22 protein-coding genes and 1 tRNA gene are annotated in these 22517 nt (G+C 72.0%); 13 read left to right on the top strand and 10 right to left on the bottom strand.

Annotated elements, in window-relative coordinates; translation table 11 throughout:
* The first annotated feature begins 1 nt into the window (after position 1).
* The 4 genes from ACIRHA_RS40440 to ACIRHA_RS40425 all read left to right on the top strand — a co-directional run bounded on the left by ACIRHA_RS40440 (position 2) and on the right by ACIRHA_RS40425 (position 4828).
* Positions 2-406 carry a PPOX class F420-dependent oxidoreductase gene (locus ACIRHA_RS40440; protein WP_403856400.1) on the top strand — a complete coding sequence of 135 codons (405 nt, stop codon included), beginning with the start codon at positions 2-4 and terminating at the stop codon, positions 404-406.
* Positions 407-611: 205 nt separating this feature from the next.
* Positions 612-2009, top strand: coding sequence for a cysteine--tRNA ligase (gene cysS, locus ACIRHA_RS40435; RefSeq protein ID WP_403856398.1), 1398 nt, complete (start codon positions 612-614; stop codon positions 2007-2009).
* Between the two features lie 95 nt (positions 2010-2104).
* Positions 2105-3058 carry a 23S rRNA (guanosine(2251)-2'-O)-methyltransferase RlmB gene (gene rlmB / locus ACIRHA_RS40430; RefSeq protein ID WP_403856396.1) on the top strand — a complete coding sequence of 318 codons (954 nt, stop codon included), beginning with the start codon at positions 2105-2107 and terminating at the stop codon, positions 3056-3058.
* 111 nt (positions 3059-3169) lie between these two features.
* Positions 3170-4828: a DoxX family protein gene (locus ACIRHA_RS40425; protein ID WP_403856552.1), complete on the top strand. Its 1659-nt coding sequence runs from the start codon at positions 3170-3172 to the stop codon at positions 4826-4828.
* A gap of 85 nt (positions 4829-4913) precedes the next feature.
* On the opposite strand, the gene ACIRHA_RS40420 is transcribed toward ACIRHA_RS40425, so the two are convergent.
* The 3 genes from ACIRHA_RS40420 to ACIRHA_RS40410 form a co-directional block, all read right to left on the bottom strand.
* Positions 4914-5669: an NDP-sugar synthase gene (locus tag ACIRHA_RS40420; protein WP_403856394.1), complete on the bottom strand. Its 756-nt coding sequence runs from the start codon at positions 5667-5669 to the stop codon at positions 4914-4916.
* 98 nt (positions 5670-5767) lie between these two features.
* Positions 5768-6226, bottom strand: a complete 459-nt coding sequence (locus tag ACIRHA_RS40415; protein ID WP_403856392.1) for a hypothetical protein — start codon at positions 6224-6226, stop codon at positions 5768-5770.
* Positions 6227-6435: 209 nt separating this feature from the next.
* Positions 6436-7572, bottom strand: coding sequence for an ABC transporter ATP-binding protein (locus ACIRHA_RS40410; RefSeq protein ID WP_403856390.1), 1137 nt, complete (start codon positions 7570-7572; stop codon positions 6436-6438).
* Between the two features lie 225 nt (positions 7573-7797).
* Here ACIRHA_RS40410 and ACIRHA_RS40405 point away from each other — a divergent pair.
* A tRNA-Thr gene (locus ACIRHA_RS40405) sits at positions 7798-7871 on the top strand.
* 54 nt (positions 7872-7925) lie between these two features.
* Here ACIRHA_RS40405 and ACIRHA_RS40400 read toward each other — a convergent pair.
* Positions 7926-9359: an NAD(P)/FAD-dependent oxidoreductase gene (locus tag ACIRHA_RS40400; RefSeq protein WP_403856388.1), complete on the bottom strand. Its 1434-nt coding sequence runs from the start codon at positions 9357-9359 to the stop codon at positions 7926-7928.
* A 250-nt stretch (positions 9360-9609) separates the two neighbouring features.
* Between ACIRHA_RS40400 and ACIRHA_RS40395 the strand changes: the two genes are divergently transcribed.
* Genes ACIRHA_RS40395 through ACIRHA_RS40385 form a run of 3 tightly spaced genes read left to right on the top strand, consistent with a single transcriptional unit; the run spans position 9610 to position 11973 of the window.
* Complete coding sequence (locus ACIRHA_RS40395; protein ID WP_403856386.1) at positions 9610-10497, top strand: aminoglycoside phosphotransferase family protein; 888 nt, start codon at positions 9610-9612, stop codon at positions 10495-10497.
* Positions 10498-10540: 43 nt separating this feature from the next.
* Positions 10541-11026 carry a GNAT family N-acetyltransferase gene (locus tag ACIRHA_RS40390; RefSeq protein ID WP_403856384.1) on the top strand — a complete coding sequence of 162 codons (486 nt, stop codon included), beginning with the start codon at positions 10541-10543 and terminating at the stop codon, positions 11024-11026.
* A 38-nt stretch (positions 11027-11064) separates the two neighbouring features.
* On the top strand, positions 11065-11973 hold the full coding sequence (locus ACIRHA_RS40385; RefSeq protein WP_403856382.1) for a GNAT family N-acetyltransferase: 909 nt from the start codon (positions 11065-11067) through the stop codon (positions 11971-11973).
* Between the two features lie 93 nt (positions 11974-12066).
* On the opposite strand, the gene ACIRHA_RS40380 is transcribed toward ACIRHA_RS40385, so the two are convergent.
* Together ACIRHA_RS40380 and ACIRHA_RS40375 are read right to left on the bottom strand one after the other, a co-directional pair.
* A complete protein-coding gene (locus tag ACIRHA_RS40380) occupies positions 12067-13086 on the bottom strand; it encodes a zinc-binding dehydrogenase (protein WP_403856380.1) in 1020 nt (339 codons plus the stop codon).
* Positions 13087-13141: 55 nt separating this feature from the next.
* Complete coding sequence (locus ACIRHA_RS40375; protein WP_403856378.1) at positions 13142-14326, bottom strand: NAD(P)-binding protein; 1185 nt, start codon at positions 14324-14326, stop codon at positions 13142-13144.
* A 154-nt stretch (positions 14327-14480) separates the two neighbouring features.
* On the opposite strand from ACIRHA_RS40375, the gene ACIRHA_RS40370 reads away from it, so the two are divergent.
* Positions 14481-15179, top strand: a complete 699-nt coding sequence (locus tag ACIRHA_RS40370; RefSeq protein ID WP_403856376.1) for a pentapeptide repeat-containing protein — start codon at positions 14481-14483, stop codon at positions 15177-15179.
* A gap of 27 nt (positions 15180-15206) precedes the next feature.
* On the opposite strand, the gene ACIRHA_RS40365 is transcribed toward ACIRHA_RS40370, so the two are convergent.
* The 3 genes from ACIRHA_RS40365 to ACIRHA_RS40355 all read right to left on the bottom strand — a co-directional run bounded on the left by ACIRHA_RS40365 (position 15207) and on the right by ACIRHA_RS40355 (position 18034).
* The gene (locus tag ACIRHA_RS40365) at positions 15207-15707 is read right to left on the bottom strand and encodes a hypothetical protein (RefSeq protein WP_403856374.1); all 501 of its coding nucleotides are present in this window, start codon (positions 15705-15707) and stop codon (positions 15207-15209) included.
* A gap of 291 nt (positions 15708-15998) precedes the next feature.
* Positions 15999-16631, bottom strand: a complete 633-nt coding sequence (locus ACIRHA_RS40360; protein WP_403856372.1) for a response regulator — start codon at positions 16629-16631, stop codon at positions 15999-16001.
* Positions 16628-18034, bottom strand: coding sequence for a sensor histidine kinase (locus ACIRHA_RS40355; RefSeq protein ID WP_403856370.1), 1407 nt, complete (start codon positions 18032-18034; stop codon positions 16628-16630). The genes ACIRHA_RS40360 and ACIRHA_RS40355 overlap by 4 nt, the downstream gene beginning before the upstream one ends.
* A gap of 276 nt (positions 18035-18310) precedes the next feature.
* Between ACIRHA_RS40355 and ACIRHA_RS40350 the strand changes: the two genes are divergently transcribed.
* The 3 genes from ACIRHA_RS40350 (at position 18311) to ACIRHA_RS40340 (ending at position 20973) form a co-directional block, all read left to right on the top strand.
* Entirely contained in the window at positions 18311-18880 is a 570-nt protein-coding gene (locus ACIRHA_RS40350; RefSeq protein ID WP_403856368.1) for a heme-binding protein, read from the top strand.
* A gap of 369 nt (positions 18881-19249) precedes the next feature.
* Positions 19250-19852, top strand: a complete 603-nt coding sequence (locus ACIRHA_RS40345) for an ankyrin repeat domain-containing protein (protein WP_403856366.1) — start codon at positions 19250-19252, stop codon at positions 19850-19852.
* Complete coding sequence (locus ACIRHA_RS40340; RefSeq protein WP_403856364.1) at positions 19849-20973, top strand: hypothetical protein; 1125 nt, start codon at positions 19849-19851, stop codon at positions 20971-20973. Before ACIRHA_RS40345 ends, ACIRHA_RS40340 begins: the two co-directional genes overlap by 4 nt.
* A gap of 85 nt (positions 20974-21058) precedes the next feature.
* Here the strand turns inward: ACIRHA_RS40340 and ACIRHA_RS40335 are convergent, their stop codons facing one another.
* On the bottom strand, positions 21059-21634 hold the full coding sequence (locus ACIRHA_RS40335) for a TerD family protein (protein ID WP_403856362.1): 576 nt from the start codon (positions 21632-21634) through the stop codon (positions 21059-21061).
* Positions 21635-21835: 201 nt separating this feature from the next.
* Between ACIRHA_RS40335 and arfB the strand changes: the two genes are divergently transcribed.
* The gene (gene arfB, locus ACIRHA_RS40330; RefSeq protein WP_403856360.1) at positions 21836-22261 is read left to right on the top strand and encodes an alternative ribosome rescue aminoacyl-tRNA hydrolase ArfB; all 426 of its coding nucleotides are present in this window, start codon (positions 21836-21838) and stop codon (positions 22259-22261) included.
* The last annotated feature ends 256 nt before the right edge of the window (positions 22262-22517 follow it).

Genomic DNA, 22517 nt, shown 5'->3' with positions numbered 1-22517 from the left:
CATGTCAGCCCAGCTGTCCGACGAGCTCAAGGCACTGCTCGACAGCAAGGTGTTCATCGCTGTCGCCACCATCCAGCCCGACGGGAGCCCGCAGGTCTCCCCGGTGTGGGCGAAGCGCGACGGTGACGACGTTCTGTTCTCCACGACCGTCGACCGCCGCAAGACGAAGAACCTGCAGGCGGACCCGCGTGTGACGGTGCTGGTGCAGCCGGCCGACAACCCGTACGCGTACGCCGAGATCCGCGGCACCGCCGAGATCACGACGGAGGGTGGCCAGGAACTCATCGACGAGCTGTCGCTGAAGTACACCGGCAAGAAGTACGCCGAGTTCAACCCGACGAGCGGCCAGGACGCCGAACGCGTGGTCGTCCGCATCAGCCCCCGCAAAACCGTCGGCCGAGTCTGACCAAATCCAGCCCCGCCGGCGATTGAGGCGCGGGGTCCGGGGCGGAGCCCCGCAACCGCACCCCCGGTGGGGCCCGATGGCTCCAGCGGGCTCATCCGGGGGCGCGGCCTCGGGGCTCCGCCCCAAACCCCGCTGCTCAATCGCCGCAGGGGCTTGAAGACGGCCGGAGGCCATGGCACGGCTCCGGGCCTACTACCCTGGAGGGGTGACTATTCGCCTGTACGACACCAGCGCCCGGCAGATCCGTGACTTCGCCCCCCTCACACCGGGCTGTGTCTCGATCTACCTCTGTGGCGCCACCGTCCAGGCGGCCCCGCACATCGGGCACATCCGGTCGGGGCTCAATTTCGACATCATGCGCCGCTGGTTCGCGTACCGCGGCTACGACGTCACGTTCGTCCGCAATGTGACGGACATCGACGACAAGATCATCAAGAAGGCCGGCGAGCAGAACCGGCCCTGGTGGTCCATCGGGTACGAGAACGAGCGGGCGTTCAACGACGCGTACACCGCGCTCGGTTGCCTGCCCCCGACCTACGAGCCGCGTGCCACCGGGCACGTGACCGAAATGGTCGAGATGATGCGCGGGCTCATCGAGCGCGGGCACGCGTACGAGGCCGACGGGAACGTCTACTTCGACGTGCGGTCCTTCCCCGGCTACCTGGAGCTGTCCAACCAGGAGCTCGACAATCTGCAGCAGCCGCCGGAGGCGGGCGTCACCGGCAAGCGGGACCCCCGCGACTTCGCCATGTGGAAGGCCGTCAAGCCCGGCGAGCCCAGCTGGGAGACGCCGTGGGGCCGGGGCCGCCCCGGCTGGCACCTGGAGTGCTCGGCCATGGCCCACAAGTACCTGGGGTCGGCCTTCGACATCCACGGCGGCGGGATCGACCTGATCTTCCCGCACCACGAGAACGAGATCGCGCAGGCCAAGGCCTTCGGCGACGACTTCGCGACGTACTGGGTGCACAACTCCTGGGTCACGATGTCCGGCGAGAAGATGTCGAAGTCGCTGGGGAACTCGGTCCTCGTCTCCGAGATGGTCAAGCACTGGCGCCCCATCGTGCTCCGCTACTACCTCGGCACCCCGCACTACCGCTCCACCATCGAGTACAGCGAGGACGCGCTGCGCGAGGCCGAGTCGGCGTTCGCGCGGATCGAGGGCTTCGTGCAGCGGGTGACCGAGCTGGCGGGCGGCACGGTCGCGCCCGCCGCCGAGGTACCCCCGGCGTTCGCCGACGCCATGGACGACGACCTGGGCGTCCCGCAGGCCCTCGCCATCGTGCACACCGCCGTGCGGCAGGGGAACTCCGCCCTCGCCGCCGACGACAAGGAAGCCGCCGTCGCCCGCCTCGCCGAGGTGCGCGCCATGCTCGGCGTCCTCGGCCTCGACCCGCTCGACGAGCAGTGGACGGGCGCGGACAGCGGTTCCGGCGAGGACCTGCACGGCGTCGTCGACCACCTCGTCCGGCTCCTGCTGGAGCAGCGCGAGGCGGCCCGCGCCCGCAAGGACTGGGCCACCGCCGACGCCATCCGCGACCGCCTCAAGCAGTCCGGTCTGACCATCGAGGACAGCCCTTCGGGGCCGCGCTGGACGCTCGGCTGACCACGGCCGAGCAGCCAAATGTGCCGCCCGGCGTTCAGGGCTGCACACTTCATAGACGTACGCATCCAGAGATTCACGTAAGAGACAGGTAGGTCATGGCCGCCAACAGCAACCGCCGCATGTCCGGCAAGAAGGGCGCGCAGGTAGGCAGCGGTGGCAATCGGCGCCGCGGCCTCGAGGGCAAGGGCCCCACGCCGCCCGCAGAGATGCGCAAGGGTCACGCGAAGCAGAACGCCGCGAAGATCAAGGCCAAGCGCGCCCAGTCCGCCCGCCCCACGAACCGCACCGGCGGTCCGCGCGGCAAGGCCGCCTCCGAGATGGTCGTCGGCCGCAACCCGGTCGTCGAGGCGCTGCGCGGCGGCGTGCCCGCCACGACCCTGTACGTGCAGCAGTTCATCGACAACGACGAGCGGGTCCGCGAGGCCCTGCAGGTCGCCGGTGAGCGCGGCGGGATCCACCTCATGGAGGCCCCGCGCCCCGAGCTGGACCGCATGACCAACGGGCTCAACCACCAGGGCCTCGTCCTCCAGGTCCCGCCGTACGAGTACGCGTTCCCGGAGGACCTCGCCGCCGCCGCGTACGACGAGGGCGCCGACCCGCTGATCGTCGCGCTCGACGGGGTCACCGACCCGCGCAACCTCGGCGCCGTCGTCCGTTCCGTCTCCGCCTTCGGCGGCCACGGCGTCGTCGTGCCCGAGCGGCGCGCGGCCGGGATGACGGCGGGTGCGTGGAAGACGTCCGCCGGTACCGCGGCGCGCACGCCGGTCGCGCGCGCCACGAACCTGACCCGCGCCCTGGAGCAGTACAAGAAGGCGGGCATCGCCGTGGTCGGCCTCGCCGCCGACGGTGAGCACACCGTGGGTGACCTGGAGGCCCTCGGCGGCCCCGTCGTCATCGTCGTCGGCAGTGAGGGCAAGGGCCTGTCCCGCCTGGTCGGCGAGACCTGCGACTACCGCGTCCGCATCCCGATGCCGGGCGGCGCCGAATCGCTGAACGCCGGCGTCGCCGCGGGCGTCGTGCTGTACGAGGCGGCCCGCCGCCGCGCCTGACCGCGCCCCCTGTCCGGGCCCCACGATCCTTGACGGGATCTTTGACGGGGCCCGGACATTTCGGTGGTGCCGAGGCAGTGTCCTAAACACACATCACTCGGTTAGATGAGTGTGGACACCAGAACGCCCCGCACACCCTCGGGTGACCGCACGTCGGGATTCGACGAAGGTCCAGCGCTGAGCATGGTGAAGGTTCCGTGCGATCCGGCGCAGGTCATCGTCAACCACGCGAGTTTCCGCGTGCGGCTCCCCACGGCGCAGCAGTCGCAACTCCCGCGCATCTCACGGCACTTGAGCGCCACGGGCGTGGCCGGAGCCGACGCGGCGACCACCCGCATTCCCGTCATCACCGCCGCAGGGACGCCCGGCGCCAGGCGGCGCCCCGTCGTCAGAGCCGGCGGAGGCCTCGACACCAGCGGGCTCCTGCAGGGCGCGCGCCGCTCCGGCGAACCGGACGACGGCACCGCCACGCAGGTCATCCCGCGCGTGGACGAGCGCGACTTCGCCGACGACCTCGGCCTCTACCGCGATTCACCCACGGACGAGCCCACGCAGGAGACGCCCGCCGTCGGCCCCTGGCCGGGCGAGGCGGACGAGCCGACCCGGATCCTGCCGCGCATGCGGCAGTCCGGCAGCGCCTTCGAGGAGTCCGGCGAGTTCGAGCAAGTCCCGTACGGGGACGGCGAGTTCGACGTGCGGATCGGTTCGCCGGACGGCGGCAAGGGCGGCGGTGCCGACGGCGAGAGCACCGCCGCCCGCCGCTACGGACCCGTCCGGCACGCCTACTACCCCGGCCGCCGGATGAACCTCGGCGTCGTGCTGCTCCCGCTGCGCGTCTTCCTCGGCTTCATCTCCATCTACGCCGGCATGGGCAAGCTCTGCGACCCCGTCTACTTTGACGGCGGAGAGCGCGGCTCGATGGTCAAGTGGCTGCACTCGCTGCACCCCTGGGCCCTCGCCGAACCGCTCCGCGACTGGGCGCTCCAGCACCCCGTCGGCGCGGGCCTCGTGATCGCCTTCCTCCAGGTCATCGTCGGCGTCCTCACGGTCCTCGGGCTGTGGCAGCGGATCGCCGCCAGTGTCGGCGCGCTGCTCTCCGCGGCGCTGCTCGTCACCGTCAGCTGGAAGACCCTCCCCGCCTACGACGCGCCCGACATCATCTACCTCGCCGCCTGGTCCCCGCTGATCATCGCGGGTGCCCCCGTCTACTCCATCGACGGACGGCTCGCGGGCGGCGCCTGGCGGCGGCTCGGACCGCGCGCCGCGCTGTGGGACCTGCGCGGCTACGTCCTGCGCCGCGGCACCGTCGTCGCGACCCTCGTCATCGGCGGCACGCTGCTCATCGGCTCGGTGCTCGGCGGCGCCGTCCGCGACGCCGACCGGGTCACCGCCCCGGGCCCCGGCGACGCGCCCCGCAACGAGGTGCCCGGCTCCCCGCTCCCCTCCGAGCCCGGCAGCAGCGCCCCGCAGCGCCAGCACAGCAAGAGCCCGTCGGCCTCGTCCTCCAGGGCACCGTCGCAGGGCACCACGTCGAGCCCGTCCGGGTCCCCCAGCTCCGCCGGCGCGACCGCGGGCACGGGCGCCACGAGCGGCACCACGACGACGCCGACCCAGGGCACCACCGCGGGCCAGGCCCCGCCGCAGCAGTCGGCGCCGCAGCAGCAGGAGCCGCCTGCGAGCACCGGCGGCTCTCCGAGCTCGGGCGGCACCTCGTCCGGCGGCCAGGACAGCAAGAAGCCGGGCCTGGTGGGCGGACTGCTGGGCGAGTAACGCGCTCTTCCTCCCCGTACGACGATGGGGCCCCGCACGATTCACGTGCGGGGCCCCATTGACGTACGTACGAAGAGAAGCGGGCTCAACGGCCCTGTGCGGCGAGCTCCTTCGCGGCTTCCGTGAGGTCCTTCGCCGTGTCGATCGCCCGCCAGTACGCGCCCTGCGGGAGCTGGAAGCCGGCCAGCCGCTTGGCGCGGGCCAGGCGCGGGAACGTGGCGCGCTCGTGGTCCCCGAGGTCCGGCAGCAGGGCGGCGAACCCGGCGGAGAAGACGTACACGCCCGCGTTGATCAGATACGGGGACGGCGGCGCCTCGATGAAGTCGGTGATGTGGCCGAACGCGTCCGTCTCCACGGCGCCCCACGGGATGCGCGGGCGGGCCAGTGCGAGGGTCGCGGTGGCCTCCCGCTCATGGTGGAAGTCGGCCATCTCGCGCAGCGAGAACCGCGTCCAGATGTCGCCGTTCGTGGCGTACCAGGGCTGTTCCTGGTGGGGCAGGTGGGAGGCCGCGAACTTCAGGCCGCCGCCGCGGCCGAGCGGCTCCTTCTCGACGACCGTGGTGACCCGCAGCGGCAACTCCGCCTGGTCGAGCCACTCCTGGAGCACCTCGGCGAGATGGCCGCAGGAGATGACGGCGTCGGTGACGCCCTCCTCGGCGAGCCAGGTCAGCTGATGGCCGATGATCGGCGTGCCCGTGCCGGGGATCTCCACCATCGGCTTGGGCCGGTCGTCGGTGTAGGGGCGCAGCCGCGAGCCCTGGCCGCCCGCCAGGACCACGGCCTGGGTGGGGCGGTGGGGGTACGGATGCGGGCCGTGCGCGGACGGTTCAGCGGTCGTCATGACCGGAACTGTACGTGCGCACGACCCGCGGGGATGCCGACGGCTCGACGGTCGAGCGCCGCTCGGGACCGGTTCGCGGCTCGGGGCCGGTCCGGTGCTCAGGCCCGGAAGCCGGCCACACCCGAGGCGAACGAGGTGTCACAGACAGGGCGGGCGAAGGCCTGCGCGCGCGCCGGGCCGTAGGTCTCCACGGCGGCACGGCCGAGGGCCTTGGCGATCGCCATGCAGTGCCGGGCGAGCGACGGGCGGCGGTCGATCTCCTGCTGGAGGTGAGTGAGTGCAACACCGGGGTTCTCCTCCTGGAGTTCGAGGAGGAGGCGGTCGCGCAGCACGTCCTGGGGGGCGCGCGACTTGGCGCGCTTGGAGACGTCCTGTGAGGAGGCCGTGAGAACCGATTCCGAGGAGTTCCCGGACCAGTCGACTCGGGTGACCGCGAGCGTCCCGGAGAGCACCAGCATCACCGGCAGGACGAAGGCGAGGGTACGGGCGGCGCGGCGGGCGGGGCCCCGGCCCCGAGCTCGGCGCGACTTCTGGGTGTAGTTGGCAGAGTGCGTCACGCGAGTGAGCGTAGCGCTCGGTGATGATTTGGCGACATTTGGTCACTCTGATGAGGGACGAGCAAAGAGGTTTTGTTGCATACGTGTTGACGTTGCTGAGCCAAATGCCCGAGTTGCCGGGGTATTTGTCGACAATGATGCGGGAACGCGCGAGGGCCCCGCACCGAAGTGCGGGGCCCTCGCGGCCGGTTGCGCGGCGTGTGCGGCCGTCAGTCGGAGAGACGCTCGCCCGTGGAGGCCGAGAACACGTGGGTCTCACCGGCGCGCGGCACGACGTGCAGCTGGGAGCCCTTCTCCGGCACCTGGCGGCCGTTCACGCGGACGACCAGGTCCTTGTGCTCGCCGTTGACCTCGGCGGCGCCGTAGACGTAGCCGTCGGCGCCGAGCTCCTCGACCACGTTCACGGAGACCGCGAGGCCGGCCGGGGCGTCCGAGACGTCCTTGGCGAGGGACTTCGCGGCCTCGCCGTTCGTCTCGACGATGTCGAAGTGCTCCGGGCGGACGCCGACGTGGACCGTGCGGTCGCCCTTGTCGGAGGCGGCCTTCAGCGCCTCGCGGCTGACCGGGACGACCGAGTTGCCGAACTTCACGCCGCCGTCGGTGATCGGGACCTCGACCAGGTTCATGGCCGGGGAGCCGATGAAGCCGGCGACGAACAGGTTCTTCGGGCGGTCGTACATGTTGCGCGGGGAGTCGACCTGCTGCAGCAGACCGTCCTTGAGGACCGCCACACGGTCGCCCATCGTCATGGCCTCGACCTGGTCGTGGGTGACGTAGACGGTGGTGATGCCGAGCCGGCGCTGGAGCGAGGCGATCTGCGTACGGGTGCTGACACGGAGCTTGGCGTCGAGGTTCGACAGCGGCTCGTCCATGAGGAACACCTGCGGCTCACGCACGATCGCGCGGCCCATCGCCACACGCTGGCGCTGACCGCCGGAGAGCGCCTTCGGCTTGCGGTCCAGGTACTCGGTGAGGTCGAGGATCTTCGCGGCCTCTTCGACCTTCGTGCGGATCTCCGTCTTGTTCACGCCGGCGATCTTGAGCGCGAAGCCCATGTTGTCGGCGACGGACATGTGCGGGTACAGCGCGTAGTTCTGGAACACCATGGCGATGTCCCGGTCCTTCGGCGGCAGGTGCGTGACGTCGCGGTCACCGATGCGGATCGCACCGCCGTTGACGTCCTCGAGACCCGCGAGCATCCGCAGGGAGGTCGACTTGCCGCAGCCGGACGGGCCGACGAGGACGAGGAACTCGCCGTCCTCGACCTCGATCTCCAGGCCGTCGACCGCGGGCTTGGTGGACCCGGGATACACACGGGTCGCCTTGTCGAACGTGACAGAAGCCATGGCTGTGAAGCCCCCTTCACCGGCAGGAACGTGCCGGACGATCCGTTGTAAAGAAGGTGAGCCGCCATGGCGGTGCCACGGCGGTGTAGCACTGGTGTAGTCCACGCGAGTGAACTGCTCGGACCTTAAGCGGCGGGCAGTGTGTTTGTCAGTACCCGGGAGCACGTGACCTTCGAGGAAATTTTCGATGGGCGCACGGTCGGGGTTGGTTACACTGCTCGGGCTGCCTCCTTAGCTCAGATGGCCAGAGCAACGCACTTGTAATGCGTAGGTCGTCGGTTCGAATCCGACAGGGGGCTCGGCAAGGCCCAGGTCACCGCGTGTGACCTGGGCCTTTTTGGTGCGTGCCGCGGTCAGTGGCGGCCGGCGATGCGGTCCGCCCAGGTCGCCAGGCGGGAGGAGTCCGCCGTGTGGGTGGTCAGTTCGCGGCGGTCCGCCGCGTAGTACGTGGCGTACATGCCGTGGACGCCGAGCCAGCGGAAGGGCTCCGGCTCCCACTTGCGGACCTTGTGGTTGGCCCAGGGGAGGGTGGTGAGGTCGGTGGGGCCTGACTGGCCGGAGTCCTGTTGGACGAGGTCGCGGAGGGTGCGGGCGGCCAGGTTCGTCGTGGCCACGCCCGAGCCGACGTAGCCGCCCGCCCAGCCGAGGCCCGTCGAGCGGTCCAGGGTGACGGTGGCGCACCAGTCGCGGGGGACGCCGAGGACGCCGGACCAGGCGTGGTCGACCCGGACGCCGGCGAGCTGGGGGAAGAAGCGGGTCAGGATCTCGTACAGCGCCTCGATGGCCTTGGGCTGAGTGCGGCCGTCGTTGTCCGTGCGGGAGGCGTAGCGGTAGGGGACGCCGCGGCCGCCGAGGGCGATCCGGTCGTCCGCCGTGCGCTGGGCGTACATGTAGGCGTGGGCCATGTCGCCGAGGGTTTCGCGGCCCTCCCAGCCGATCGACTCCCACTGGGCGGCGGTCAGGGGCTCCGTAGCGATCATGGAGGAGTTCATGGGGAGCCAGGTGCGGCGCTGGCCCTTGAGGGAGGCGGTGAAGCCCTCCGTGCAGCGCAGGATGTAGGGGGCGCGGACGGTTCCGTACGGGGTGATCGCGTGCTTGGGCTTGATCTCCGTGACGGGCGTCGACTCGTGGATCGTGACGCCGAGCTCCTCCACCGCCGACGCCAGGCCCTTGAGGAGTTTCACCGGGTGCAGGCGGGCGCCGTGCGGGGTCCAGGTCGAGCCGACGGCGCCCGCGACGCGGATGCGGTCGGCGGTCTCGCGGGCGCCGTGCAGGGTGCGGTCCTTCTCACCGTAGGTGAGTTCTGTTTCGTGGAAGGACTTCAGGCGCGCCAACTGGGCGGGGGTGTAGGCGACTTCGAGTACGCCGCCGTGGTGGATGTCCGCGTCGATGGACTCGGTGCGGGCCACGTCGATGACCTCGGTGACCGTCTCGTTCATGGCCTGCTGGAGGCGGACCGCTCCGTCGTGGCCGTGGAGCTTGGCGTAGCGGTCGCGGCCCGCGATGCCGTTGTAGAGCCAGCCGCCGTTGCGGCCCGACGCTCCGTAGCCGCAGAACTTCTGTTCAAGGACCGTGATCCGCAGGAACGGGGCGGCCCTCTTCAGGTAGTACGCCGTCCACAGGCCCGTGTAGCCGCCGCCGACGATGACGACGTCCGCGCTCGCGTCGCCGGGCAGGGGGTCGCGGGTGAGCGGGATGCCGTCGTCCGCGTACCAGAACGATATGCCGCCGTTGACCGTGCCGGTGGTTTCGCGGGGGCCACCGGGGCCGCTGATGCCGTTGCTCATGGCGCGGGACGTTACTGGGCGGCGAGGGAATGCGGGAGGGGGGAGGTGAAGGTTTCGCGGCATATGTCGCCTGTGGGGCGATCGCTGGACGAGGGTGCGGTGAGTGGGAGCCGGATCGTGAGGACGGCGAGAGGTGACCCCGGGGAAGGCGATGTACGGCGAGGGCGCGTTCGAGGAGGTGCTCAATGGCACGGGTTGTTCCCGGTAATTGACGGGCCCCGACGGTGGGGCGGGAGCTAGGGTCGCGGGCGTGATCGACGTACCGGTGGGCCTTGTTGAGTCGCAGTACGCGTACGCGGGTGAGGCGGGCCGCGCGTTCGTCGCGGCGCTCCCCGCGCGCGTGGCGGAGTTTCTGGAGCGCTGGGAGCTGACGGTCGACGGGCCGCTGATGCACGGGATGGCCGCGCTCGTCGTGCCCGTGGTGCGTGACGGGCGGCAGGCGGCGCTCAAGTTCCAGGTGCTCGACGAGGAGACCGAGGGCGAGCCCGTCGCGCTGCGGACGTGGGACGGCGACGGCGCCGTGCGGCTCCTCGCGTACGACGACGGGACGGGCACGATGCTGCTCGAACGCCTCGACTCCGGCCGGATGCTGAGCGACGTGGAGGACTCGCGCGAGGCAATCCTGGTGATCGCCGAGCTGCTCGCGCGGCTGACGGCGGGGCCCGCCCCGGAGGGCATGCGGCGGCTCTCAGACATCGCCGCGCGGATGCTCGCGGACGCCCCGGACGCGTTGCGCCGGGTGGTCGACCCGGCCGAGCGCGCCCTGCTGGCCGACTGCGCGGCCGCGGTGCGGGAGGTCGCGGACGAGCCGGGGGACCGGCTGCTGCACTGGGACCTGCACTTCGAGAACGTGCTGGCCGCCGAGCGTGAACCGTGGCTCGCGATCGACCCGAAGCCGCTGGCCGGTGACCCGGGCTTCGATCTGTGGCCCGCGCTGGACAACCGTTACGAGCCGCAGGAGTTGGTGTGGCGGTTCGACGCGATCAGCGGGGTCCTCGGGCTCGACCGGGAGCGGGCGCGCGCGTGGACGCTCGGCCGGGTGCTCCAGAACGCGCTGTGGGACATCGAGGACGGGCGGGAACTCGGCGCGGTGGACCTGGACATCGCGCGGCGGCTGCGCGCGCGCCCTGGGAGTTAGTCCCGAGCGGTCGGGTGTCAGTGGGGCGGATTAGTCTGCCGCCATGATTCGTACCGCCACTCCCGACGACGTCCCCGTCATCCACGCCATGATCCGCGAGCTCGCCGACTACGAGAAGGCGCTGCACGAGGCGCGGGCGAGCGAGGAGCAGCTGCGCGAGGCGCTGTTCGGCGAGCGCCCGGCGGCGTACGCGCACATCGCCGAGGCCGACGAGGGGGAGGCGAGCGGCGAGCCGGTCGGTTTCGCGCTGTGGTTCCTGAACTTCTCGACGTGGCGCGGGGTGCACGGCATCTACCTGGAGGACCTGTACGTACGCCCCTCCGCGCGCGGCGGCGGCCACGGCAAGGCGCTGCTCACGGAGCTGGCGCGGCTCTGCGTGGAGCGGGAGTACGAGCGCCTGGAGTGGTCGGTGCTGAACTGGAACACCCCGTCCATCGAGTTCTACGAGGCGATGGGCGCGCGGCCGCAGGACGAGTGGACGGTGTACCGGCTGACGGACGAGGCGCTGAAGGTGGTGGGTGCTGCCTAGGGTGGCGCGAGGACGCATTCTCTGACTAGAGTCAGAGAATGCGTGAGAGTGAGGACAGCGGCGTCGGCGACGTCGCGCGGGTACGGCGGTTCAACCGCGTCGTCAGTGAGCGCGTCGGCGTGCTCCAGGAGCGGTTCCACGGCACCGAGCGGCCCTACGGGCAGGCCCGGCTGCTCTGGGAGATCGGGGAGGCCGAAGCGCCGCTCGATGTACGGAAGCTGCGGGAGCGGCTCGGGCTCGACTCCGGGTACGTCAGCCGGTTGCTGCGCGCCCTGGAGGCGGACGGGGTCGTGGTGGTGGAGCCGCTGGAGCGGGACCGGCGGGTGCGTACCGCGCGGCTCACGGAGCGGGGGCGCGACGAGTGGGCCGTGCTCGACCGGCGCAGCGACGAGGCGGCGGGCTCGCTGCTCGCCCCGCTGAGCCCCGCCCAGCGTGGGCGGCTGGTCGCCGCCATGGCCGAGGTGGACCGGCTGCTGACGGCCGGCACGGTCACGCTGGACGACGTCGCGCCGGACCACCCCGACGCGGAGCTGTGCCTGCGCGGCTACTTCGCCGAGCTCCAGGAACGGTTCGACACGGGCTTCGACCCGGCGCGCAGCCTCCTGCCCGACGCCGGTGAACTCCGGGCGCCGCACGGTCGGTTCGTCGTGGCACGGCTGCACGGGGAGCCGGTCGGCTGCGTCGGCCTGAAGCTTCCGCCGGGTGGTGCGGCCGAGGTGAAGCGGATGTGGGTGGCGCCGCGGGTGCGGGGTCTCGGGCTTGCGCGTCGGTTCCTGGCGGAGATGGAGGCGCGGGCCGTGGGACACGGTGCGGAGGTGTTGCGGCTGGACACCAACAAGGCGCTCGGTGAGGCGATTGGGCTGTACCGGGCGTTCGGGTTCGAGGAGGTCGCGGCGTTCAACGATGAGCCGTACGCGCATCATTGGTTCGAGAAGCGGCTGGGCTGAGGCGGGGGCGAGGTCACGGGGCTCTGCCCCGGGCCCCGCTGGCTCTCGTCACAAGAGCGGGGCTTGAAAGGCCTGCTCAAGCGCCGCAGGGGCTCAACTGGGGTCCAGGATTACCTTGCCCGTTGTGGCGCGGGTTTCCAGGGCGTGGTGGGCCGTTGCGGCGTCGGCGAGGGGGAAGCGGTGGACGGCGGGGGTGAGGGTGCCGCGGGCCGCGTGGTCGAGTGCGGCGAGTTCGAGGGTGCGCATGGGGTTGTCGCCGCCGACCTTGCGCATCATCGGGGGGCCGAGGACCTGTTCCTGGGTGAGGGCGCGGCGGGTGAGTTCGGCTTCGTCGAGGAGGTGCGGGCCCTCGTCGGGGCCGATGCCCTGGGCGGACCAGCCGAAGATGAGGTGCTGCCCGCCGGGTCCGAGGAGGTCGAGGGCGTGGGCGGTCGTCGGGCCGCCGACGCCGTCGAAGAGGACGGTGGCCGCTCCCGGTCCACGTTCGTCGAGGAACTTCCGTGCCAGCGACGGCCAGTTGGGGTCGTTGTAGTCGAGGGCGAGGTCGGCGCCGTTCGTTTCGACCGCGGCTGTCTTCGCCGGGCCGCCCGCCAGGCCGATCACGGTGCCGCCCGCGTGCTTCACGTACTGCACGAGGAGCGTGCCGATGCCGCCCGCCGCGGCGGGGACGAGCGCGACCGTGTCGGGGGTGACGGTGGTGAAGTTCAGGATCCCGAGCGCCGTGCGGCCCGTGCCGATCATGGCGACGGCGTGTGCCGGGTCCAGATGGGCTGGGATCTCGTGGAGCCGGTCCGCGTCCGTGACGGCGAGCTCGGCGTAGCCCCCGGGGGCCATGCCGAGGTGGGCGACGACCTTCTTGCCGAGCCACGCGGGGTCGGTGTCCGGGCCGAGCGCCTCGACGGTGCCGGCGACCTCGCGGCCGGGGATCGTGGGCAGCTCGGGGAGGGCGGGCAGCGGCCCCGGCACGCCGGAGCGGATCGCGGCGTCCAGCAGGTGCACGCCCGCGGCCTCGACCGCGATCCGTACCTGTCCGGGGCCCGGCTCGGGGTCCTCGGTCTTCTCGTACGTGAGGTTCTCGGCGGGGCCGAAGGCGTGCAGGCGGACGGCGTGCATGACAGCTCCTGGTGGGCGGAGGGCGGTAAGCGTTGGTCTGTGCCAGTCTTTGACCTCAAGTTCGGTTGAGGTCAAGGCCGCGGGTGAGGGCGGGGCGCCGCAGCGCCAGCGTCGTCGCCTCGATGGCGCTGGTGAAGGAGACCTCGGAGAGCACGCCGGGCGCCGCCACCATGTCGCCCGCCAGGTAGACGCCCTCGCCGCGGTCGATCGCGGGGCGGTCGCGCCAGGTCGTGCCGGGGCGGTCGAGCGCTCCTGTGCGCCCCTGGGCGAGGGCGTCGCGCCGCCAGGTCGTGCGTTCGCGCCAGCCGGGGAACGCGAGGTCGAACAGGCCGTTGGCGCGCGCGGAACCGTCCGCCTTGGACTCGTCGGGCGCGATCGGGACCTGGCCCTGGATCAGGCTCTCGCCGTGCGGGGCGAGGGACTTGTCCTGTGCGGTGAACCGTTCGATCCAGGCCGGGAAGTCGAGGCCCGACACGGCGAAGGCGTCGCCGCGGCGGGTGCGGACGGCCAGGTCGATCAGTGTCGTACGGCCGCTGTCCCAGGTCAGGGAGTCGTCCTTGAGGAGGCGGCGGGCCGCGTCGAGCGAGGTCGCGACGACGACGGGGGTGTCGGTGGGAACGGCGTCGATCCGGCTCAAGGTCTCCATGCGCACGCCGAGGTTCCAGGCGCGGGACGCCATCCGGTCGACGACCGAGGACCAGCCGCCGACCGGGTACTGGGCCTCGGGCGGCACCTTGGCGGTGCGGCGCAGGCGCTCCTGGACGAAGCGGGCCGAGAGTGATCCGGGGTCGTGGTGGAACAGGGCGACGGCCGTGTAGTGGGCGGCGGCGCGGGCGGCGTCCTGGCCCGCGACGCGGGTGGCCCAGGTGGTGAAGCCCTCGTCCACGGGGGCGCGTTCGGGCTTGTGGCGCAGGAGGCGGAGCAGGGCGGCGGGCGGGGTGCGGTGCAGCGCGCCGGCGCGGTGGAAGCGCAGCCGGGCGCCTTCGAGCGGCGGGATCGGGGCGAGCGGCCCGAGCAGCTCGCGCTGCCGCAGCCAGGTCCAGTGCGGGCCGCCGTTGTAGAGGGCGTGCGGGCCTTCGTGGGTGAGGTACGGGCCCTCGGCGGTGCGGGCCCGGCCGCCGAGGGTGTGGTGCGCTTCGTGCAGCGTGACGCGCGCGCCCGCCTCCGCCGCGGTGATCGCGGCGGTGAGCCCGGCGAGACCGCCGCCGATGACGGTGAGGGCGGGGGTGGGGTGGCGCATGGGTACTCCGTACGTCGTCGGGTGGCTCTGGGTCGCTCTGGGTGGCCTTCAGGGATACGACGTTCGGGGCGGGCGCGGATGTGACATCGCGCCGTTTGCGCAGGTCATTTGGGGGTGGGGCGGGATTGTCAGTGGGGGCGGGCAGCATGGGGTCATGAGCGACAGGCGTGGTGGTGCGGGGCGGGCCGCGGGATCGGCCCCGGCGAAGGTGAAGAAGGCGCGGCGGCCCCAGGTGCGGCTGCCTCCGTTGGCGCCGTGGCAGGGACGCGGCCTCGAACCCGACGGGGATTACGACGGGGTGGAGTTCCGCGACGTCGACTTCGTGGGGCAGGAGGGGGTCGGGGCGCGGTTCATGGACTGCGCGCTGGCGGCGTGCGCGCTCGACGAGACGGGCCTCGCGCGGGCCAGATTCATCGACTCCGTGCTGAGGGAGGTGCGGGGCGTGGGCACGGACCTGGCGGGGGCGACGCTGCGGGACGTGGAGGTGGTCGACGCCCGGCTCGGCGGGGTGCAGCTGCACGGGGCGGCCCTGGAGCGGGTGGTGATCAGGGGCGGGAAGATCGACTACCTGAACCTGCGGAAGGCACGCCTCAAGGACGTCGTGTTCGACGGATGTGTGCTGGTGGAGCCGGACTTCGGGGGCGCACGCCTTGAGCGGGTGGAGTTCGCGGGCTGCGTGCTGAAGGGCGTCGACTTCTCGGCGGCGACCCTGACGGACGTCGACCTGCGGGACGCGGCGGAGCTGGGGATCGCGCGGGGTGTGGACAGGCTGGGCGGCGCGGTGATCTCGCCGGCCCAACTCATGGATCTGGCCGGGGTGTTCGCGGCGGAGCTGGGGGTGCGGGTGGAGTAGGCGCGCCTTGGCCGGTACGGGGGCCGGTTACGGGAGGCGGGGGAAGCGGGCCTGAAGGTCCCACAGGGCCGGGTTGTCGGCCAGGCCCTCGTGCATGTCCGTGAGGTCGGCGAGCAGGTCGTGCAGGAAGTCCCGGGCCTCGCGGCGCAGTGCGGAGTGGGAGAAGTTCAGCGGGGGCTCCTCGGTCGGCATCCAGTCGGCCGCGATGTCCACCCAGCCGAAGCGGCGCTCGAAGAACATGCAGTCGCTGGACTCGGTGAAGTCCAGTTCCGCGTGTTGCGGGGTCGCGGAGCGGCTGCCGCGCGGGTCCCTGTCCAACTGCTCGACGATGTCGCACAGCGCCCACGCGAAGTCGAGCACCGGCACCCATCCCCAGGCTGTGGACAGTTCCCGGTCGGCCTTGGTGTCGGCCAGGTACACGTCGCCGCAGAACAGGTCGTGGCGCAGCGCGTGGACGTCCGCGCGCCGGTAGTCCGTCTGCGGCGGGTCCGGGAAGCGGCGGGAGAGGGCGTAACCGATGTCGAGCACGTAGAGATGGTGTCACGGGCGGGAGCGGCGGACTGACGGGAGCAGGGGCCCGCTCTTCGCGGCAGCGGCCCTGCTCCTCGCGGCAGCGGCCCTGCTCTTCGCGGCAGCGGCGCCGCTCTTCGCGGTAGCGGCTCTGCTCGTCGCGGGAGCGGACGCCGCCTCTCGCGGTAGCGGCTCTGCTCGTCGCGGGAGCGGACGCCGCCTCTCGCGGTAGCGGCTCTGCTCGTCGCGGGAGCGGACCTCGCCTCTCGCGGTAGCGGCTCTGCTCGTCGCGGGAGCGGACCCCGCCCCTCACGGGAGCAGGCGCTGCTCCTTGGCCACCGCGACGGCGCCGGCCCGGGTGTCGACGGCGAGCTTGTCGTAGATCCGGCCCAGGTGGGTCTTGACCGTGGCCTCGCTGATGAACAGGGCCTTGGCGATCTCCCGGTTGCCGAGGCCGTGCGCCAGCTGGGCGAGGATGTCGCGCTCGCGGTCCGTGAGGGTGGGCCGTGGCTTGCGCATATTGGCCATGACGCGGCTGGCCACCGGGGCGGAGAGGGCGGTGCGGCCCTCCGCGGCCGCGTGGATCGCGGCGAACAGCTCCTCGGGCCGCTCCGCCTTGAGCAGATAGCCCGTCGCGCCCGCCTCGATGGCGCGGGTGATGTCGGCGTCGGTGTCGTAGGTGGTCAGGACCAGGACATGCGGGGTGGGCGCCGGTCCTGACGTGAGGCGGCGGGTCGTCTCCACGCCGTCCATGCCCTCGCCCAGCTGGAGGTCCATGAGGACCACGTCGGGCCGGACCTTCGCGACCAGCGCGATCGCCTCGTCTCCGGTCCCGGCCTCACCGACGACCTCGATGTCCGGGGTGCTGTCGAGCAGCGCGAGCAACCCGGCACGCACGACGACGTGATCGTCACAGAGGAGGATGCGGATGGGCGTGGTCATGACGGCTCCGTCTCGCCGGCCGGGCGCCGATGGCCGGCCCCGGTGCCGGGTGAGTGATCTTGGACCTGGGGGCGGGTGGGCACATCAAGCCCCTGCGGCGATTGAGCAGCGGGGTCCGGGGCGGAGCCCCGTGACCTCGACCCCGGCGCCGGTGACAGGGGAATCGAGGCCGAGACCACCGTTCCCTCCCCCGGCGCCGACTCAAGCGTCAACGCCCCGCCCAACTGCCGCACCCGCGCCCGGATCGCCGGAATCCCGTGCCCCCGCACACCGGAGGCCCCCACAGGCAGCCCCGCCGGATCGAACCCCCGCCCATCGTCGGCGACATCCAGCACGACCTGGTCGTCGAGCAACGTCAACGTGAGCGCGGCACTACGCGCCCCGGAGTGCTCCCGCACGTTGGCCAGCGCGCCCTGCGCGATCCGCAACAGGGCCGACTGCACCCGGTCGGGCAGCCGGTCCGCCCGCCCGTCGTCGTCGACACGGACCTGGACGTCGAGCCGGTCGCCCGACTCCCGCGCCGCCACCGCCTGCAGCGCCTCCGTCAGCCCGTGCGCGAGATCGGCGGGGGCCAGATCGTGCACGAAGCGGCGCGCCTCGGTGAGGTTGTGCTCGGCGATCGACGCGGCCGTGCCGACATGGGCGCGGGCCTTGCCGGGGTCGGCCTCCCACACCCGCTCCGCCGCCTGCAAGAGCATCTGCTGGCTGGACAGGCCCTGCGCCAGGGTGTCGTGGATCTCCATGGAGAGCCGCTGCCGCTCGGCGAGCGTGCCCTCGCGGCGTTCGGAAGCGGCCAGTTCGCGGCGGGTGCGGATCAGATCGTCGATGAGCCTGCGCTGCCGCGCGGCCTGCCGCTTCATCTGCAGGAACACGGCGGTGGCGATCACGACGACGGCCGGCGGGCCGAGCAGCAGGTCCGGGTCGAGGCGGCCGGCGAGCCGCAGCTGGGCGAAGATGACGAGCACCGCCAGGAGCCCCACCAGGACGAGCGCTGGGCGGGTCGGCAGCGTGCGCAGGCCCGTGTAGAAGAGCGGCACCGCGCACCACGCGAAGCTCGGCGCGAGCACCACGAGCACCACCCACACCACGACCACCAGCGTCAGCCACACCCTCCCCCAAGCTCTCGATGAACTCGGGCAGGGGGGACCCCCTTCGACCGTGGTCCGCTCCGCGACGCCCCGGACGAGCCCGGCCCCGTACACGAGTGCCAGGACCGCGGAGAGCGCGACGATCCACGGGGTGCGCCCGTCGTGCGAGTGGCGCAGCAGGAAGCGCGCCAGGGCCACCGCAAGGAGCAGGAAGAACGAGGCGTGCATGACCGCGGTGAGGCGGCGGGTGTCGGTGTCGTAGCCGTCGCTGTGGTGGACGCCGTTGTCGGCGCGCTCCGGCCGGTTCCGGGCCATGGCCCCTGCACCTCCTCACGGCGTCGACCTGGGCAAACAATCCCATTCTCACCGGGTTGTACGCCCCTGGGGTCAACCGATCGGATGACCCCGCCGTCGACCGCCCGGCGCGCTGCCTCCAGCCGGTCCGTCGACGGGTGGGGGCCGGTTCCGGACCCAGGATTGAAGGCAGAGCGGGACGGCAGAACGGCAGCCGCCCTCCCGGTCGATCTCTCCTCCCTCTCCTCCCTCTACTCGCACCCTCCCCCTTCATCCAGGCATCCAGGAGTCGTTCCCATGCAGCACGCCAAGAAGATCTCGAAGCGCACCCGCGTCGTCACCGGCACCACCCTCGCCGCCGCCATCGCCCTCGGCGGGTTCGGCGCGTACTCGGCGAGCGCCGCGGACTCGGAGCCGGCCGCGCAGGCCGCCGCCGCCAAGCCCGCCGCCGCGAAGGCCGGCAACACCTTCGAGTCCAAGCACCTCACCGTGGACGCCGCCACCGACGCCGCCCAGGCCGTCCTGAAGGCCGCGAAGAAGGAGAACCAGAAGGTCTCCGTCGCCGTCGTCGACCGCAACGGCAACACGATCGTCGAGCTGCGCGGTGACGGTGCGGGGCCGCAGTCGCCGGAGTCCGCCGTGAAGAAGGCGTACACCGCGGTGTCCTGGAACGCGCCGACGTCCGAGCTGACGAAGCGGCTCGGGTCCACGCCGAATCTGAAGGACATTCCCGGCACGCTGTTCCTCGCGGGTGGGGCGCCGGTTGTCGCCGACGGTGGGCCCATCGCGGGGGTCGGTGTCGCCGGTGCGCCCTCGGGGGACCTGGATGAGAAGTTCGCCCAGGCGGGTGTGGCGACGCTCAACTAGTAGTGCGTGGGCGGGCCCCGAGGACCGTGTCACCGGCAACGGCGTTGCGGCCTCGGGGCTCTGCCCCGGACCCCGCGCCTCAATCGCCGGCGGGGCTGAAAGATCGGGGCTCCGCCCCGGACCCCGCGCCTCAATCGCCGGCGGGGCTGGAAAGGCCTGCTCAATCGCCGGCGGGGCTGGATCGCCTCAAACGTCGGCGGGGCTTGGAATGTGCGGCTCCGTCCGCCCCGTCGCCTTGGGCAATCTGCCGCCTGGGGCGGCAGGGTGGGCAAGGCGGCACCCCGGTGCCGCGCAACGAAAACGATGGGCGCCGACCCCGGCACCGGCCCAGAACCCCGGCGCCGCGAGCCGATGATTGGGAACCGCACCATGCAGCACACCGAGAACAACCGCACGCTCCTCGCCGCCGCCGCGCACGGCGACGCCGACGCCGTACGGGCCGCCCTCGCGGCAGGCGCCGACGTCGAGGCCCGCGACGCGCACCGTCGTACGGCGCTCCTCCTGGCCTCCCTCAACGATCACGTCGCCGCCGCGGAGGCACTCGTCGCGGCCGGTGCCGACCCGAACGCCCAGGACGAGCGGGACGACAGCGCGTGGCTCGCCACCGGTGTCACCGGCTCCGTGGAGATGATGCGCGCCCTGCTGCCCGCCCGGCCCGACCTGAAGGTCACCAACCGGTTCGGCGGCATCTCCGTCATCCCGGCCTCCGAACGCGGCCACGTCGACTACGTACGGGCTGTCCTCCGCGAGACCGACATCGACGTCGACCACGTCAACCGCCTTGGCTGGACCGCCCTGTTGGAGGCCGTGATCCTCGGCGACGGCGGCCGCGCGCACCAGGAGATCGTCGAGCTGCTCATCACGGCGGGCGCGAGCCCCGAGCTGCCCGACGGCGACGGCGTGACGCCCCTCGAGCACGCCGAGCGCCGCGGCTTCGCCGAGATCGCAGGCCTGTTGCGGGCCGTACGGTGAGGCGCACGGTCCTCGCGGCGATCGCCGTCGCGGTCCTCGCGACCGGGTGCGGCGCGACGCGGACCGACACCAACTCCTCGCAGCGGAAGGGGACTTCCTCCGCCAAGGAGACTCCCGAAACCCCGAGGTCCGCCAAGACCCCCGACGGCACCCTCCTCGTCGCCGACTTCGGCGCCGACACGGTCTCCTTCGTCGACCCGGCCCCCGGCAAGGGCGCCTTCGACTCGGTGAAGGTCGGACACGCCCCGTACGGGCTCGTCGTCGGTGACGACGGCCGGGCCTGGGTCGCCACCGCGGAGGGCGTCGCGGTCGTCGACACGGACAGCCGTGAGCGCGAGGCCCTCATCCCGTACGAGACCGAGGGCCTCGGCCCGGTCACCGACGGCGAGTACCGCGGCGGCGGCATGGGCATCACCCTCGCCCCCGACGGCAGGCACGCGTACGTAGGCGTCAATGTCCCTGACGGGAACGGGACGTTGGAGACCATCGACACCCGGACCGGGAAGGTCACCGACAGCGCCTCCGTCGGCCGGCGGCCCTTCGACGTCGACGTGTCGAGCGACGGGCGCCAGGTGTACGCCACCGATCACGACTCCTTCGACGTCACCGTCCTCGACACCCGCGGCGGCGACACCCGCCGCATCGAGGTCGCCCCGTACGGCACCGAAGGCGGCCTCGGCTCGTGGCTGAAGCCGCACTACGCCGCCGTCCGCCCCTCCGACGGCAAGCTGCTCTTCCCCTTCGAGGGCGAGAGGCTCGTCGTGGTCGACCCGGACACCGGCCGCTCGGCCGTCGAGCGGATGACCGCCAACACGCATCAGCACGGCGTCACGATCACCCCCGACGGAACGCTCCTCGCCGTCGGCACGGGCCCCATCGACCCGTCCAAGGACGAGGGCCCCTCGCTCACCGTCCGTGCCCCCGACGGCAAGGAGAAGGTGATCCCGCTCGACGGTCCGCACGAGGACGTCGCCGTCTCCGAGGACGGCGGGACCGCGTACGTCACCGGCGGCTTCACCCGCGACGGCTACTGGAACGGCATCACGGTCGTCGACATCGACAGCGGCGACACCCGCCGGCTGGCAGCGGGGGAGCGGCCGTTGGGAATCGCGGTTCTGTAGGCGCCACAGCGGGAGACAGCACTGAGCCCCGGCCGTGGCCGGGGCTCAGTGGCGTCCACCGCTCAGCGGTGACTCAGACGCGGACTCAGACGTTGACGCCGAAGTCCTGCGCGATGCCGACCAGGCCCGAGGCGTAGCCCTGGCCCACAGCGCGGAACTTCCACTCCGCGCCGTTGCGGTACAGCTCGCCGAAGACCATCGCGGTCTCGGTCGCCGCGTCCTCGGAGAGGTCGTAGCGGGCGATCTCCGTGCCGCCGGCCTGGTTCACGATGCGGATGTACGCGTTGCGGACCTGGCCGAAGTTCTGCGTGCGGGTCTCGGCGTCGTAGATCGAGACAGGGAACACGATCTTGTCGACGTCGGCCGGCAGGGCCGCCAGGTTGACGTTGATCGCCTCGTCGTCGCCCTCGCCCTCACCGGAGCGGTTGTCGCCGGTGTGGACGATGGACTGGTCCGGCGTCTGCTTGTTGTTGAAGAAGACGAAGTGACCGTCCGAGTAGACCTTGCCCTCGGTGTTGACCGCGATCGCCGAGGCGTCGAGGTCGAAGTCGGTACCCGTGGTGGTGCGGACGTCCCAGCCGAGGCCCACGGTGACAGCGGTCAGGCCCGGAGCCTCCTTGGTGAGCGAGACGTTGCCACCCTTGGACAGGCTTACAGCCATGGTTCGGGAGTCCTTCCCTCGTTAAATACGGACGTACATGGTTGTACGTGTGCAGCCGAAGCTACTCGTACCCCTAGGAACGCCGTGAGGGGTGGGGAAGGTTCCAGGTCTCTTTACTTTCTTTACCCGGCTGCCACGGGACGCCCGTGGGACCGGTAAATGCGGGTGACGCGGACCGTACGAACGCGCGACCATGGACGCATGTCCGGTCCTTATCCCATCCGCGGTTCGGTCGTCCTCCCGGAGGCCGAGCTCCTTTGGCGTTTCTCGCGGTCGTCCGGGCCGGGCGGGCAGCACGTGAACGCGTCCGATTCGGCGGCGGAGCTGCGCTTCGACCTCGCGGCGACGCAGGCGCTGCCGCCGGTGTGGAAGGAGCGGGCCCTGGAGCGGCTCGCGTCCCGCCTGGTGGATGGCGTGATCTCCGTACGGGCCTCGGAGCATCGGTCGCAGTGGCGTAATCGGGAGACGGCGGCGGTTCGCCTCGCGGCGCTGTTGGCGGAGGCCACGGCGCCGCCGCCGAAGCCGCGGCGGCCCACGCGTGTCTCGCGTGGCGTCAACGAACGCCGCCTCCGCCAGAAGAAGGCCCGCTCCGACACGAAACGCGGGCGCTCCGGGCGGGACTGGTAAGCACCATCGGCCCATCAAGCCCTCTGGCGCTTACAGCCGCGGGGGTCGGTCAACTCAAGCCCCTGCGGCGATTGAGCAGCGGGGTCCGGGGCGGAGCCCCGGGGCGTTCGCCGGGTAGCCGTGGCTGGGCTTGGGGGGGGGGCCCCCACCCCCCCCCCCCCCCCCCCGCGGGGGGGGTGTGTAGCCGCCACAAAAACCCGCCGGGGGGGGTTTGGTCAACCCCCCGGGTGGCCCACAGCGGACACCTTTTGGGGGC

The organism is Streptomyces sp. NPDC102360, from assembly GCF_044766085.1.
Lineage (GTDB): Bacteria > Actinomycetota > Actinomycetes > Streptomycetales > Streptomycetaceae > Streptomyces.
This window is presented reverse-complemented; position numbering and strand designations above follow the sequence as displayed.